Raw genomic sequence first — 14,198 nt, 5'->3', positions numbered from 1 at the left:
TCAGGCGAGCCGGACGACGGGCACGTCGCCGGCCGGCAGGTCTTCGGGGGCGGGGGCTTGCGTGCCGGGAAGGGATGCCGCAGCCGCGCCGTAGCGGACGGCCAGGCGGAGCCGCTCCTCGGGGCCGGCGCCGCGCGTCGCGGCCAGCACGTATCCCGCGAGGGAGCTGTCACCCGCGCCGACCGTGCTGACGACCCGGATCGGCGGCGGGGTGGCCACCCAGGCGCCGTCGGCGTCGACGAGGAGCGCACCGCGTGCGCCGAGCGTGATGAGGGCGGCGCGGGCGCGGGTGGGGACCAGCGACCGCGCGATGCCCACGATCGCCGTCGGGTCGGCATCCTCGAGGGCCGCGCCGGCGAGCTCGGAGAGCTCTTCGTCGTTCGGCTTGATGAGGTCGGGCTCACCGTCGGCGACGACGGCCGCCAGGGCTGCCCCCGAGGTGTCGACCGCCACGAGCGGCGAGTCGGAGCCGTGTGCTTCTCGGACCGCCCGGATGACTCGCACGTAGAAGTCCTCTCCCGCGCCCGGAGGCAGCGAGCCTGCCAGGACGAGCCAGCGTGCGCCGGCGGATGCCGCCACCACCGCGTCGACGACCGCACCGACCTCGTCGGCCGACAGCTCGGCGCCGGGGAGGTTCAGCTTCGTCGTCACGCCGGCGGGGTCCGTGATCGCGAGGTTGGCGCGGACGTGGCCGCTGACCGCGACCCGATGGGTGTGAAGACCGGCCTCGCGCAGCGCGGCCGCGAACGGGTCGCCGATGGCCAGCGGCAGCACGGCGGTGCAGTCCTCGCCTGCCGCCCGGATGGCGCGGGCGACGTTGATGCCCTTGCCCCCGGCGTCCTCCCGCGTGGAGGCGGCGGACTGCACGTCGCCGACCTGAAGCGGTGCCGGAAGCGTCACCGTGCGGTCGAGGGACGGGTTGGCGGTGAGGGTGACGATCATGCGAGCCAGACCTCCACGTCGGCGTCCGCGAGCGCGTCCGCGAGATCTTCGTCGGGCGCGGCATCCGTCACCAGCACGTCGATGTCGGACAGCGCCGCGAAGCCGACGAGCAGCTCGGCGCCCAGCTTCTCCGCGTCGGCGACGACGACCACGCGCCGCGCGGACTCCACGATCGCGCGCTTGACCGCGGCCTCATCGGGATCCGGGGTGCTGAGGCCGAACCCGGCCGACACGCCGTTGGTGCCGACGAAGGCGACATCGGGACGGAGCGCGCCGATCGTGCGGACGGTGTCGGCCCCCACGGCCGCGGCGGTGAGCCCTCGCACCCGGCCGCCGACCAGCGACAGCGACGCTCCCGGCACGCCCGCGAGCGAGTGGCCCAGGGTGAGCGAGTGGGTGACGACTTCGATGCGGGCGTCGGCGAGCCGCGGAACCAGAGCCGCGGCCACGGCGCCCGTGGTCGTTCCCGCGTCGAGGAACAGCGAGCCGCTGAAGTCGGCGCCGAGTGCGTCGAGCGCGCGGCGGCCGATCGCGGTCTTCGCGCTGCCGTGGTGCTCGAGGCGCTCAGCCAGCGAGGGCTCGCGGGTGCTGGCGCGCTCTCGGGCGACCGCTCCCCCGTGCACCCGTCGCAATGCGCCGCGCGTCTCCAGGTGGTCCAGGTCGCGCCGGATCGTCTCGGTTGTGACGTCGAAGCGGTCGGCGAGCTCGACGACGCTGACCCGGCCCTGCCCAGCCAGCAGAAGCTCGATCTGCTCGTGGCGCTCCGTCGCGTACATGGTGCACACCCTCCTTTGGATTCCCACACAATACAACACAGTCCCACACAAACACAACAGGGTATCTTCGGACGGTGCAAGACAAACCCTCAGCCGACGTCGACATCGACGAATCACTCATCCGTCGGCTGCTGGTCGGGCAGGCGCGGGAGACCATCCCGGGGGTCGACTCATTAGGCCTGCGCAAAGTGGCGGAGGGCTGGGACAGCGAAGTGTGGCGGCTCGGCGACGACTACGCAGTCCGCCTCCCCCGGCGATCCGCGTCGGCCCCGCTCGTGCTGCACGAGCAGGCCGCCCTCCCCGCGATCGCCGCACGGCTGACTTCGGTCGGCGTCCGCGTGCCGGCGCCGCTCGTGCACGGCGTCGCCGGCGAGGGGTACCCGTGGGCGTGGTCCGTCGTGCCGTGGATCGACGGCGAGCGGGTGCTGGATGTCGACACCCCCCGCCGCACGCCGTGGGCGTCGACGCTCGCCCGCGCGCTCGTCCTACTCCACGTCGACGCCCCCGACGACCACCCGGTCAACCCGTTCCGCGGCGTCCCGCTGGCCGCGCGCGCACACGCGGTCGAGGGCCGGCTCGACGGCCTCCTGCGACACGGCACGCTGGACGCGGCATCCGCCTCCGCGCTGCTGCGGATCTGGCGCACCGGCGTCGAGGCCGCGCCGTGGGACCGACCGCCGGTGTGGATCCACGGCGACCTCCACCCGGGCAACCTCGTCGCCCACGACGGAGTCCTGGCCGGGATCATCGACTTCGGCGACGTGACCGCCGGCGACCCGGCCTACGACCTCTCCGTCGCGTGGCTCGCCTTCGACCGCGAGGGCCGCGACCGATTCATCGCTGCGGCGGGTTCGCGGTATGACGACGCAGCGTGGGTGCGGGCGCACGCCTGGGCCGTGGCCGTCGCCCTCATTCTCCTGGCGCACAGCGACGACAACCCCGACTACTTCGCACTGGGACGTGATGCCGCAGCCGAGGTCCTCGCCGCGCACGAGTGAGCCGAGTCCCACGCGGCGCGGACGAGCGCGTGCGGCGGCGGTTCTCGACGAGGAGACCGTCGACGGGATCCCGGTGCGCGCCCGGACTCAGAGTCCTCGGCTGCTCAGCACCTCTGTGGCCGCGATCTTGAGCACGCCGCCCTCGTCGATGAACCGGTACGCCGTCACCTCCTCGACGACACGGCCGTCCTGGAAGCGGTAGGTCACCGTCGCCTGCCCCTGCTCTGGGCTGGAGGCGCTCACCTCTGACACCGACACCTCCGACACCTGCGACCAGAAGGCCTCGTAGCCGCCGCGACCTCCGGCGTGGTTCACCTGGTAGTCGGCGGTCATGAGAGGCCACGCTGCGTCGCGGTCACCCGGGAGCATGGCGTAGTAGCCCGTGATCGTGTCGACCACGCGCTGCTCGGGGGCGACCTGCGGCGCCGGCGCCGGAGCCGGTTCGACGGCGGGCGGAGCCGAGGGACTCGGCGTGGGTGCGGGCGCTGCGGTCTGCGTGGGACGGGCTGACTCCTCGTCAGGAGTCGTGACGGCCGTGGGTTCAGGAGTCGGTTCGGCGCGCGGTGCGACGTCCGGCTGCAGGTCGAGCGACAGCACGATGGCGATCACCGCGGCGACGACGACCGCGATCACGCCCGCAACGATCCCCACCCGGCGGCGGCGCCCGCGGGGAGCCGTTGCCGTTGCCGCCTCCGCGGGGCGCTCCCGCCCCGGGGACGGCACGCCGACGTCGCCACGTGCCGCGCGACCGAGCGGCTCGGTCTCGGCCGTCGGCGGCTGATAGCGAGTGGGCTGGTCCATCGGCAGGGTGCGCCCGATGGGCGCAGGCACGGGCATCGGGTCGGGCGGACGGGGCGGCACGAAGATGGCGTTCGGGATGTCGGCGCCGTCGCGATCGGGCCGGGCGGGCCCGACCGTGGCGGGAGCGTCCGGCTCGTCCTCGAGCGCGACCGTCGGAGCCGTCGCCGACGGCTCGTCGGACGCCGCAGTCGCAGCCGGTGTCGCGACCTCCTCGACCGCGGCGTCGTGGAGTGCTTCGGTCGGCGCCGTCGCCGCTGACTCTTCGAGGGGAGTGTCTTCGAGCGCTTCGGTCGCCGCCGTCGCCTCGTCGAACGCGACCGTCTGCGGCGTCTCCGCGTCGTCGCCGGCGCGATCGGCATCCGCGGAACTCGCAGCCACGACCCCGGCGGCGCCGAATCCCAGCGTGCGCAGGTCGCCGGCCAGATCGGGAAGGCTGTTCCCCTGCTGCAGCGCCGCCAGCATCTCCGCGACGGACTGCATCGTCGGTCGGCGCTTCGGCTGGCTGGAGAGCATCTTGCGCAGCGGCGCCGCCAGCGGCCCGGCGTGCTTCGGGGCGGGGTATCCGCCTCGGGCGACCTTGTGCAGGAGGGTGATGGGGTTCCGCTCGGTCCCGAACGGCGGGTCGCCCTCGAGCATCGCGTACAGCGTCGAGCCCAGCGAGAAGACGTCGGAGGCGAAACTCGTCGGCAGTCCGCGCGCGACTTCCGGCGCGAGGTAGGCGGGCGTGCCGTGAATCATGCCGGTCGCGGTGATCGTCGCGTCGCCCAGCGCGTGCGAGATGCCGAAATCGCTGATCATCGCCGAGCCGTCGGCCGCGATCAGGATGTTGCCGGGCTTGACGTCTCGGTGGACGATCTTCAAGTCATGCGCGGCGGCGAGGGCGGAGGCGACCTCGGCGCCGACACGGGCGGTCTCGACGGTTGTCATGGTGCCGTTCTCGCGGAGGAGATCCGACAGCGGGGTGGATTCGATCAGCTGCATCACGATGCAGGGCTGGCCCTCGTGCTCGACGACGTCGAACACGGTCACCGCGTGTGGGTGGTGAAGGCCGGCGGTGTTCCTGGCCTCGCGCATCGCACGGTCGGTGGCGACCTGCCGCTCCCGGTCGGTGAGCTCGGGCTGCGTGCGCAGCATCTTGAGCGCCACCGGCCGTCGCAGCCGCGTATCCCACGCCTGCCACACGACGCCCATCCCGCCGGCCCCCAGCAGCTTCACGAGCCGGTAGCGATCGGCGACGAGGGCGGACGGTGTACTCATCGTGCCCCACCCCTCGAACCCTGGCGTGAACGCTACGCTCGCTGCAGCGGGAGCCGAGGGGGTTGCATCCGCGGAGACGGTGTGGAAGCGGCGGAGATCGCACCCGGAAACGCAAGAGCCCCGGTCTCCGCGGTGAAGCGGAATTCCGGGGCTATCTGTCTTGCTGGGGTACCTGGACTCGAACCAAGAACAACTGAACCAGAATCAGCCGTGTTGCCAATTACACCATACCCCAAGGCTGTCAGCCGAAGCGGTGCCGAGGAATGAGTCTACGCGACGCCGGCACGTGCTCCAAACCGAGCCGTCACCCGCGCGCGTCGACGAGCGCCGCGAGCCGGCGGATCGACGCGGTCTTGCCGAGCAGCTCCATCGACTCGAAGAGCGGGGGCGACACGCGGCGGCCGCTCAGGGCGACGCGCAGCGGACCATAGGCGACGCGGGGCTTGAGACCCAGCCCGCCGTCTTCGACGGGCGACACGAGCGCACCAGCGAGCGCATCCTGCACGGCGGCCGCGGTGAACTCCGTCTCGGGCACGACCTCGAGAGCGCCGACGGAGGCGACCAGCACCTCGTTCGCGTTCGCGGGGAGCGACGCCAGCGCGTCCTCCTGGTAGGTGACGGAGTCGGTGAAGAGGAAGCCGAGGAGTCCCGGCGCGTCGCCGAGGAGCTGCATCCGCTCCTGCACCAGCGGAGCGGCCGCCACGAGCATGGCCTGCTGCGGGGGCGTGGGCGTCTCGTCGACCACCCCGGCGGCCGCGAGGTACGGCACCAGTCGTGCGGCGAAGTCGGAGGGCTCGAGCATCCGGATGTGGTCGCCGTTGATCGACTCCGCCTTCTTCTGATCGAAGCGGGCCGGGTTGGGGTTCACGTCGACGATGTCGAAGGCCGCGACGAGCTCCTCGAGCGAGAAGACGTCCCGGTCGGGGCCGATCGACCAGCCCAGCAGGGCGAGGTAGTTGAGCAGGCCCTCGTGGATGAAGCCCTTGTCGCGCTGAAGGAAGAGATCCGCCTTCGGGTCGCGCTTGGAAAGCTTCTTGTTGCCCTCCTCGCCCAGCACGAGCGGCATGTGCGCGAAGCGCGGGATGAAGGTCGTGACGCCGGCATCCACCAGCGCGCCGTAGAGCGCGAGCTGACGAGCCGTCGAGGGCATGAGATCCTCGCCGCGGATCACGTGGGTGATGCCCATGAGGGCGTCGTCGACAGGGTTCACGAAGGGATAGAGCGGAACTCCCCCGGCGCGCACGAGAACGAAATCGGGGAAGGACCCGGCGGGGAAGGTCACCTCGCCGCGAATCAGGTCGACGTAGGTCAGGTCCTCGTCGGGCACACGCAGCCGCCATGCGGGCTCCCGGCCCTCGGCGCGGAACGCGGCCTTCTGCTCGTCGGTCAGGTCGCGGTCGAAGTTGTCGTAGCCCAGCTGCTTGGCACGGCCGTTGGCTTCGTTGCGGGCGTCGATCTCCTCCGCGGTGGAGTAGCTCTCGTAGACAGCGCCCGACGCGATGAGCTTGTCGAGCACCTCGCGGTAGATGCCGTGGCGCTCGGACTGCCGGTAAGGGGCGTGCGGACCGCCGACCTCGACGCCCTCGTCCCAGTCGATCTTGAGCCAGGTGAGCGCGTCGAGCAGCTGACGGTAGCTCTCCTCGCTGTCGCGTGCGGCGTCGGTGTCTTCGATGCGGAACACGAGCTTGCCGCCGTTGTGACGCGCGTATGCCCAGTTGAACAGCACGGTGCGGATGAGGCCGACGTGCGGCAGACCGGTCGGCGACGGGCAGAAGCGGACGCGGACATCCGCGCCGGTGGCGGTCGTGGTGCGAGGATCAGGCGAAGAAGACATCGCCTCCGAGTTTAGTCAGCCGCCATCGCGCCCATCGATGACGCCTGCGGAGCGGATGCCGCACCCGCGGCCGGGCGCGCGGGCTCGGCGATGAGGCGGGCGAGGGCGTTGAGCGTCGCCCGCACCGCGGGCACCCGGTCGGCGCCGCGGGCGGTGACGGTGTGGATCGTCCGCTGCTCGCGCGCGGGCAGCGGCACGACCGCCACCCCCGGCAGCTGCGGAAACGACTCGACGGCCATGCGAGGAAGTGTCGCCACTCCGATGCCCTGCGCGACGAGGCCCTCGACGGCGACGAAGTTGTCGGTCTCGAACGCGATCCGCGGAGCGAACCCGGCGCGTCCGCACAGTTCGAGGAGGTGCCCTCGGCAGCGCGGGCAGCCGGCGATCCAGTCGTCGTCCGCGAGGGCACCGACCTCGAGCGACGTGCTCTGCGCTGCGGGGTGGCCGACGGGAAGGACGGCGAGGAGCTCGTCCGTGCCGATCGTGTGGACCGAGAGCCCGCGCGCGCTGCTGCCGTGCGGATCCTCGCGGTCGCCCGGGTAGCTGAAGGTCAGGGCGATGTCGGTGCGGTCCTCGCGCACCGCGTCGACAGCCTCGGGCGGTTCGGCCTCGACGTACGTGAGGGAGATGCCGGGATGCCGCTGCGCGAGGTCTGCGAGAAGCCGGGGCACGATCGTGGGCGAGGCCGAGGGGAACCCCATCAGCCGCACGCGAGCGACGCGCAGGCCCCGGAGCTCGGCGAGCTCGCCGGCGGCGGCGTCCAGTGCGGTGGTCACGGCAGGTGCGTGCCGCGCGAGGATGCGGCCGGCGTCGGTCAGGCGCACGCTGCGGCCGACGCGCTCCACGATCGCCACGCCGAGGCGCTGTTCGAGGCGCTTCAGCTGCTGACTGACCGCGGGCTGGCTGTACCCCAGCACAGCCGCGGCGCCGGTGATCGATCCGGCGTCGGCCACGGCCTTCACGACGCGCAGTTCACGGGCACCGAAGCCGGGGTCGTCATCGGCGGGATCGGTCATGGCGAAATCATAACTGCGCGTGATGGAACTCATGGAACACCTGCCGTAGACGTGAACTGTTTCCGGCGGGATCCTTGTCTCGTGCCCGCCCTCGCTCACTCGCCCTCCATCGACGCCGCCCGGCGCGAGTTCGCCGGCGGCCGCGACTACCTGGCCGCGTGCACCGTGGGCCTTCCCCCTCGCGCCACGCGCGATGCCGTGCTGGCCGACCTCGACGCCTCCGCATCAGGAAGACCGGACCTCGCCGCGTACGGCGCTGCCGTCGAACGCTCGCGCGGGCTGTTCGGCTCCCTCGTCGGCATCGGCGCCGAGCGCGTCGCGATCGGCTCCCAGACGTCGGTGGCGGCGGCGACGGTGGCCTCCGCGCTGCCGGACGGCGCAGACGTCCTGGTCCCGGAGGGCGAGTTCTCCTCCGTGGTGCTGCCGTTCGTGCACGCCGGGCGCGGCATCCGTGTCCGCACCGCTCCTCTTCGCGACCTGGCCGAGAGCGTGCGCCCGGGGACCGCGCTCGTGGCGTTCTCACTGGTGCAGTCGGCGACCGGCGAGGTCGCCGATGCCGCAGCGGTCGTCGCCGCCGCGGCCGCCTGCGACACGCTCACTCTGTGCGACGCGACCCAGGCGGTCGGCTGGCTGCCGGTCGAGGCATCCGTCTTCGACGCGGTCGTGTGCCACGCGTACAAGTGGCTCTGCGCTCCCCGCGGGGTGTCGTTCCTCACCGTCTCGGAGCGTCTGGAGGCGCAGATGCCGCCCATCCACGCCGGATGGTACGCCGGCGACGACCCGTGGACGTCGTGCTACGGCGGCGAAGTCCGGCTCGCGCCCGATGCACGCCGGTTCGACGTCTCACCCGCGTGGCAGGCGTTCGTCGGCGCGGCGCCGGCGCTCGAGCTCTTCGCCGGCCTCGAGCCGTCGGAGCTCCACGCCCACGCGACCGGGCTGGCTTCCGCGTTCCGCCTCGGGCTCGGCCTCGCCGAGCCCGAGCGCGCGTCGGCGATCGTCACGTGGGACGACCCGGAGGGCTGCGAGCTCGCGCGACTGACGGCTGCCGGCATCACGGCATCCGGGCGGTCGGGGCGCGCGCGCGTCGCATTCCACATCTTCAACGACGAGGACGACGTCGACCTGGCGTTGGCGGCGCTAGGTCACTGACCCGCGCCGCCGCGTCCGGGCCGACTGCGTAGACTTCGAACGCGGGTCACCGGGCCGCGCATCGACGGAGGCCGCATGACCCCCCACTCCGACCGCACCGTGCTGCGAGGCGGCACGGTGATCGATGGCACGGGCGCCAGCGGTCGGGTGGCGGACGTCGCGATCGTCGGCGACCGGATCGGCCGGGTCGGCGACGTGGATGCCCAGGACGGCGATGCCGTCGTCGATTGCACCGGACGCCTGGTGATGCCCGGGTTCATCGACGCCCACGCGCATGCCGACGGCGCCGTGTTCGATGCGGACGTGCAGCACGCGCTGCTGCGACAGGGCATCACCGCGGTGATCGGCGGTCAGGACGGCGTATCGTACGCGCCGGGCGACGGCTCATGGGCGAGCCGCTACTTCGCCGCGATCAACGGCGCGCATCCCACCTACAGCGGCGGCGGTGTCGCAGAGCTGCTGCGCAGCTACGACGGCACCACCTCCCTCAACGTCGGCTATCTCGTGCCCGCCGGCACCGTGCGCCACGAGGTGATGGGGATGACCGCGGGACGAGCGGATGCCGCACAGCTCGCGCGCATGCAGCAGCTCGTGGCCGAGGGGCTCGACGCCGGTGCGCTCGGGCTGTCGACGGGCCTCGACTACGTTCCGGGGATCTTCGCCGACACCGAGGAGCTCGCGCAGCTCTGCGTTCCCGTCGCCGCGGCCGGGGCCCTCTACGTCACGCACATGCGCGGCGGCTACGAGAAGAACACGGCTGCAGGCCTTCGCGAAGTCGTCGAGATCTGCGCTCCCGGCGCTGCGCACGAGGGCGTCCGCGGGCATATCTCGCATCTGCACGTCGATGCGGCCGACGCGGAGCGCCTGCTCGGGGAGGCCGCTGCCTCCGGCGCCGACCTCACCTTCGACATGTACCCGTATACGCGCGGCTGCACGCTGGTGTCGATGGCGGTGCTGCCGCCCGAGTACAGCGCGCTCGATGTCGACACGGCGATCACGCGACTCTCCGATCCCGCCGAGCGCGCCCGGCTGCGCGCGGACTGGTTCCCGGCCCTGGCGGACAAGCCGAGCCTCGGGCCCCAGTGGCCGTCGATGATCCGGGTCGGTCACACGCCGGCCGCGGAATGGGCGTGGGCGCCCGGACTCACCCTCGCCGAGGTCGCCGTGCGCCGAGGCACCTCCGTCGAGGATGCGACGCTCGACCTGCTGGTCGCGGGCCGCCTCGAGGTGAACGCCGTCATGGCCGTCCGCGACGAACGCCCCGTCGAGAATCTCGCGCGCCTGTTCGCCCATCCGGCGCACACCGGCGGATCCGACGGCATCTTCGTCGGAGCCGTGCCGCATCCGCGCGCGTGGGGCGCGTTCGCCCGCTTCCTCGGCACCTATGTCGGCCGGTCCTTCTCGTGGGAGGAGGCCGCCGTTCACCTGTCGTCGAGAACGGCCGAGCGGTTCGGCCTCGCCGATCGCGGCACCGTGCGCGCCGGCGCCGCGGCAGATCTCGCGATCGTCGATCCCGCGGCGGTGACGGATGCCGCGACCTACGACTTCCCGCGCCGCCCGGCGAGCGGCGTCGATGACCTGTTCGTCGGCGGCGGGCATGTGCTCCGCGGCGGGTCGCTCACCGGAATCCGCTCCGGGCGCGGACTGCGCCGCTCCCCCTCCCCCTCCCCCTCCCCCTCGAAAGGAAATCCATGACCAAGCACGCCGTCCTCATCGAGAACGCCCCGAAGCCCGCGGGCCCCTACAGCCACGGTGTCGCCGCCGCCGGCCTGCTCTTCACCGCCGGCTTCGGGCCGCAGGATCCGGCCACCGGCGAGGTCGTCGCCGGCGGCGTCTACGAGCAGACGCAGCAGGTGCTGCGCAACGTCGGAAGCGTGCTGGCCGCGAAGGGCGCGTCGTTCGACGACGTCGTCAAGGTGACCGCTCACCTGCAGCACCTCAAGCGCGACTTCGCCGAGTACAACCGCGCCTACGGCGAGTTCTTCACCGAGCCCTACCCGGTGCGCACCACCGTGGGCTCCGACCTGTTCGACATCCTCGTCGAGATCGACGTCGTCGCGGTGCTGCCGGGCGAGTGATGGCCGGCGACGCCGCCGCGCGCGTCCTGGACGCGGGCGACAAGGGTCTCCCCGCGGGCGCGGCCGGGCAGACGGTCGCCGAGTTCTTGGCGGCGCGCCCTCTGCTCTCGGAGCTGTGGACGCCCCTCGTCGTGCTCGATGACGGCGCGCTCGCGGACAACATCGCCTTCCTCGCGGGGTGGGTCGCCGAGCGCGGGCTCGAGCTCATGCCCCACGGCAAGACGACGATGGCCCCGCAGCTGTGGCGGCGTCAGCTCGACGTGGGCGCGACCGGCATCACCGTCGCCAACCCCTCGCAGCTGCGCGTGGCGGCCGATGCCGGCATCCCGGCGATCATGCTGGCCAACCAGCTCGTGCAGCCGGAGGCCATCCGCTGGACGGCCGGGCTCGTCGCCGCCGGCACCCGCGTGTGGAGCTGGGTGGACGACCAGCGTGGCATCGACCTCATCGAGCAGGCCCTCCCGGATGCCGTCGACGCGCCGCTGGAGGTGCTCGTCGATGTCGGCCGGCCCGGCGGGCGCACCGGCGCGCGTTCGTTCGACGCTGCGGTCGCGGTGGCCGAACGGGCGGCGGCATCGCCGGCGGTGCGACTCGCCGGCGTCACGGGGTATGAGGGCTCGGTGGCGCACGGCCGCGGTGACGACGCGCTGGCTTCGGCGCGCGCGTACGTCGACGAGCTTCTCGCCGTGCACGACGCCCTCGCGCCGCTGTACGACGAGGGCGACGTCCTCGTGTCGGCCGGCGGCAGCGCATACCCCGACGTCGTCGGAGCGGCTTTCGCCGCGGCATCCGTCGCCGGCGACCGCGCCAGGTTCGTGCTGAGGTCCGGGGCGTACGTCGTCCACGATCACGGCTACTACCGGCGCAACTCGCCGTTCGAGGGGTCGGGGCTGCGCCCGGCCGCCCGGGGCCTGGCTCGCGTGGTGTCGCGGCTGGACGCCGAGACGGCGATCGTCGACGCGGGCAAGCGGGACTTCTCCTACGACGAGGGGCTGCCGGTGCCGCTGTACGCGATCGACGGCGCAGGCGCGCGCCTTCCGCTGCCCGACGCCGAGATGACCAAGCTCAGCGATCAGCACGGGTTCGTCCGCGTTCCCGCGTCGTCTGCTCTCGGCACCGGCGACCTGATCGTGTTCGGACTCTCGCACCCCTGCACGATGTTCGACAAGTGGCGGCTGGTCCCCGTGGTGGATTCGCTCGACGACACGACGTTCGACCCCGCTTCGGCCGAAGTGACCGACCTCGTCGAGACCCGGTTCTGACGGCCGGGGGAACCTGCTCAGGCGTCGGCCGCTCCAGCGTCCGCGGCCGGGGCGACTGACGCGCGCCAGCCCAGCGGTGCGAGGAGCACCGAAGCCGCCACGAGCACCATGACGACGAGGGCGAGCCCCCCGTAGCCGAGCCAGCCGAGCACCCCTCCGGCGATGATCGCGCCGATGCCGCCCACGATGCTCATCGTGAAGTCGCTGATGCCCTGCCGGCGCGTGCGGAGTGCCTCGGAGGAGGACTCGGTGAGAAGCGTGGAGCCCGCGACCGTCGTGGCGCTCCACCCGAGTCCGAGCAGCACCAGCGCGACGGTCACGGCCGTCGTGGACGCCTGGCCGAAGGAGGCCGTCAGCAGGGCGGCGGCCAGCAGCGCCTGGCCGATCAGGATCGTGGGGACGCGCCCGAGGCGGTCGGCGAGGATGCCGAACACCGGGGAGAGCACGTACATGCCGGCGATATGCAGGCTGATGGTCAGGCCGATGACCGACAGCGTCGCCGCCTCGGTCGCGCCGTGGGTGAGATGCGCCAGGTGCACCGGCGTCATCGCCATCACCGAGACCATGGTGCCGTGCGCGGCGGCCACAGCGAAGATCGCGTAGCGCGCCGCGACGGGGCGGTCGGCGCGGGCTATCGGCCTGCTGCCGGCCGGCGCAGTCGCGACCACGCGCTGCGCGAGCAGCAGCGGATCCGGGCGCATCGCGACGAGGTACACCACGATGGCGAGCCCCTGCGCAACGAGGGTGAAGAGATAGGCGCCGGTCAAAGGCGGCATCCCGATCGCTCCGCCGAGGACCTCTCCGGGACCGGTGAGGTTGGGGCCGAGGACGGCCCCCACCGTGGTCGCCCAGACCACGATGGACAGATCGCGGCCGCGCGAGGCATCCGTCGCCAGATCCGTGGCCGCGAACCGCGACTGCAGGTTGGCGGCCTGGCCGGAGCCGATGATCAGGAAGCCGACCAGGAGCAGCGGGAAGGCTCCGAGTCCGACCGCGAGGATGACCAGCCCCACGCCGATGAGGGCCACCGCCATACCGGTCGTGAGCGAGAGTCGCCGGCCGCGACGGCGGGCGATGGCGGCGAGCGGCACGGCCGTCAGGGCGGTGCCCAAGGTGACGGCCGCCGCCGCGAGTCCCGAGAACGACTCATCGCCCGAGAGCTCGGCGGCGAGCACCGCGCCCAGTGACAGGGTCGCCCCGAACGCGAGTCCGCCCAGCACCTGCCCGAGCGAGAGCACCCACACGGTGCGCCGCTGAACGCCCGCGACCTCCGCCGCGGACGGCGCGACGTCGGCTGCCGCGGATCCGGTGTCAGGCATCTCGGGCCGGGTTGCGAAGCGTCCCGAGCCCGGTGATCTCGACCTCGACCGTGTCGCCCGCGCTGATCTGCCCCACGCCGGCGGGGGTCCCCGTCAGGATCACGTCGCCCGGGAGCAGCGTGAAGGCCGCCGACGCGAAGGCGATGACGTCCGCGAGGGAGAAGATCATGTCGCTGATCGGACCCTGCTGACGCACCTCGCCGTTGAGCCTGGTGGTGATGAGCGCCGGACCGTTCACGTCGAAGTCGGTCTCGATCGCGGGGCCGAGGGGGCACGACGTGTCGAAGCCCTTGGCACGCGCCCACTGGCCGTCGGACTTCTGCCAGTCGCGCGCCGTGAGGTCGTTCGCGATCGTGTAGCCGAAGACGTAGTCGAGCGCGTTCTCGGCGGGGACGTTCTTGGCGATCCGGCCGATGACCGCCGCCAGCTCGCCCTCGAAGCTGATGAACTCCGACCCCTTCGGCAGCACGACCGCGTCGCCCGGGCCGATCACCGAGGTATTCGGTTTGAAGAACAGCATCGGCGCAGTCGGCACGTCGTTGCCGAGCTCGGCCGCGTGGTCGCGGTAATTGCGCCCCACTGCCACGATCTTCGAGCGCGGGATCACCGGCGCGAGCAGCGCGACATCCGAGAGGGGCACCCGCTCGCCGGTCGTGTCGTACCCGGCGAACATCGGGTCGCCCGCGAGGACGACCAGCTCCCCCTCGTCGACGATTCCGAATCTGATGGCGTCGTTGTGGCTGAAGCGCGCGATCCTCACCCGCTC

12 protein-coding genes and 1 tRNA gene are annotated in these 14,198 nt (G+C 72.4%); 5 read left to right on the top strand and 8 right to left on the bottom strand.

Features of this window, described 5'->3' with window-relative positions:
- Both pfkB and IM767_RS14535 read right to left on the bottom strand, forming a co-directional pair.
- A complete protein-coding gene (pfkB, locus tag IM767_RS14540) occupies positions 1–942 on the bottom strand; it encodes a 1-phosphofructokinase (RefSeq protein WP_109210650.1) in 942 nt (313 codons plus the stop codon).
- Positions 939–1,718: a DeoR/GlpR family DNA-binding transcription regulator gene (locus IM767_RS14535; protein WP_109210651.1), complete on the bottom strand. Its 780-nt coding sequence runs from the start codon at positions 1,716–1,718 to the stop codon at positions 939–941. The genes pfkB and IM767_RS14535 overlap by 4 nt, the downstream gene beginning before the upstream one ends.
- A 74-nt stretch (positions 1,719–1,792) precedes the next feature.
- Here IM767_RS14535 and IM767_RS14530 point away from each other — a divergent pair, with 74 nt between their 5' ends.
- Positions 1,793–2,716, top strand: a complete 924-nt coding sequence (locus IM767_RS14530) for an aminoglycoside phosphotransferase family protein (RefSeq protein ID WP_109210652.1) — start codon at positions 1,793–1,795, stop codon at positions 2,714–2,716.
- Between the two features lie 87 nt (positions 2,717–2,803).
- Here IM767_RS14530 and IM767_RS14525 read toward each other — a convergent pair whose 3' ends face one another.
- The 4 genes from IM767_RS14525 to IM767_RS14510 all read right to left on the bottom strand — a co-directional run bounded on the left by IM767_RS14525 (position 2,804) and on the right by IM767_RS14510 (position 7,624).
- Positions 2,804–4,774 (bottom strand): serine/threonine-protein kinase, encoded by a 1,971-nt coding sequence (locus IM767_RS14525; protein ID WP_109210653.1) that lies wholly within the window; start codon positions 4,772–4,774, stop codon positions 2,804–2,806.
- A gap of 163 nt (positions 4,775–4,937) precedes the next feature.
- Positions 4,938–5,009: transfer RNA gene (locus IM767_RS14520), tRNA-Gln, on the bottom strand.
- Between the two features lie 69 nt (positions 5,010–5,078).
- A complete protein-coding gene (gene gltX / locus IM767_RS14515) occupies positions 5,079–6,608 on the bottom strand; it encodes a glutamate--tRNA ligase (RefSeq protein ID WP_109210654.1) in 1,530 nt (509 codons plus the stop codon).
- Between the two features lie 11 nt (positions 6,609–6,619).
- Entirely contained in the window at positions 6,620–7,624 is a 1,005-nt protein-coding gene (locus IM767_RS14510) for a LysR family transcriptional regulator (protein ID WP_239453308.1), read from the bottom strand.
- An 81-nt stretch (positions 7,625–7,705) separates the two neighbouring features.
- On the opposite strand from IM767_RS14510, the gene IM767_RS14505 reads away from it, so the two are divergent.
- From IM767_RS14505 to IM767_RS14490, 4 genes are all read left to right on the top strand, one after another.
- The gene (locus IM767_RS14505) at positions 7,706–8,773 is read left to right on the top strand and encodes an aminotransferase class V-fold PLP-dependent enzyme (RefSeq protein ID WP_109210655.1); all 1,068 of its coding nucleotides are present in this window, start codon (positions 7,706–7,708) and stop codon (positions 8,771–8,773) included.
- 75 nt (positions 8,774–8,848) lie between these two features.
- On the top strand, positions 8,849–10,468 hold the full coding sequence (locus IM767_RS14500; RefSeq protein ID WP_109210656.1) for an N-acyl-D-amino-acid deacylase family protein: 1,620 nt from the start codon (positions 8,849–8,851) through the stop codon (positions 10,466–10,468).
- Positions 10,465–10,851: a RidA family protein gene (locus IM767_RS14495; RefSeq protein WP_109210657.1), complete on the top strand. Its 387-nt coding sequence runs from the start codon at positions 10,465–10,467 to the stop codon at positions 10,849–10,851. Before IM767_RS14500 ends, IM767_RS14495 begins: the two co-directional genes overlap by 4 nt.
- The gene (locus IM767_RS14490; RefSeq protein WP_109210658.1) at positions 10,851–12,113 is read left to right on the top strand and encodes an alanine racemase; all 1,263 of its coding nucleotides are present in this window, start codon (positions 10,851–10,853) and stop codon (positions 12,111–12,113) included. The genes IM767_RS14495 and IM767_RS14490 overlap by 1 nt, the downstream gene beginning before the upstream one ends.
- 17 nt (positions 12,114–12,130) lie before the next feature.
- On the opposite strand, the gene IM767_RS14485 is transcribed toward IM767_RS14490, so the two are convergent.
- Both IM767_RS14485 and IM767_RS14480 read right to left on the bottom strand, forming a co-directional pair.
- Positions 12,131–13,432 carry an MFS transporter gene (locus tag IM767_RS14485; protein WP_109210659.1) on the bottom strand — a complete coding sequence of 434 codons (1,302 nt, stop codon included), beginning with the start codon at positions 13,430–13,432 and terminating at the stop codon, positions 12,131–12,133.
- Positions 13,425–14,192 (bottom strand): fumarylacetoacetate hydrolase family protein, encoded by a 768-nt coding sequence (locus IM767_RS14480; RefSeq protein ID WP_109210660.1) that lies wholly within the window; start codon positions 14,190–14,192, stop codon positions 13,425–13,427. The genes IM767_RS14485 and IM767_RS14480 overlap by 8 nt, the downstream gene beginning before the upstream one ends.
- Positions 14,193–14,198 lie beyond the last annotated feature (6 nt).

This window comes from Microbacterium ureisolvens (genome assembly GCF_015278315.1).
In the GTDB taxonomy this organism is placed as follows: domain Bacteria; phylum Actinomycetota; class Actinomycetes; order Actinomycetales; family Microbacteriaceae; genus Microbacterium; species Microbacterium ureisolvens.
This window is presented reverse-complemented; position numbering and strand designations above follow the sequence as displayed.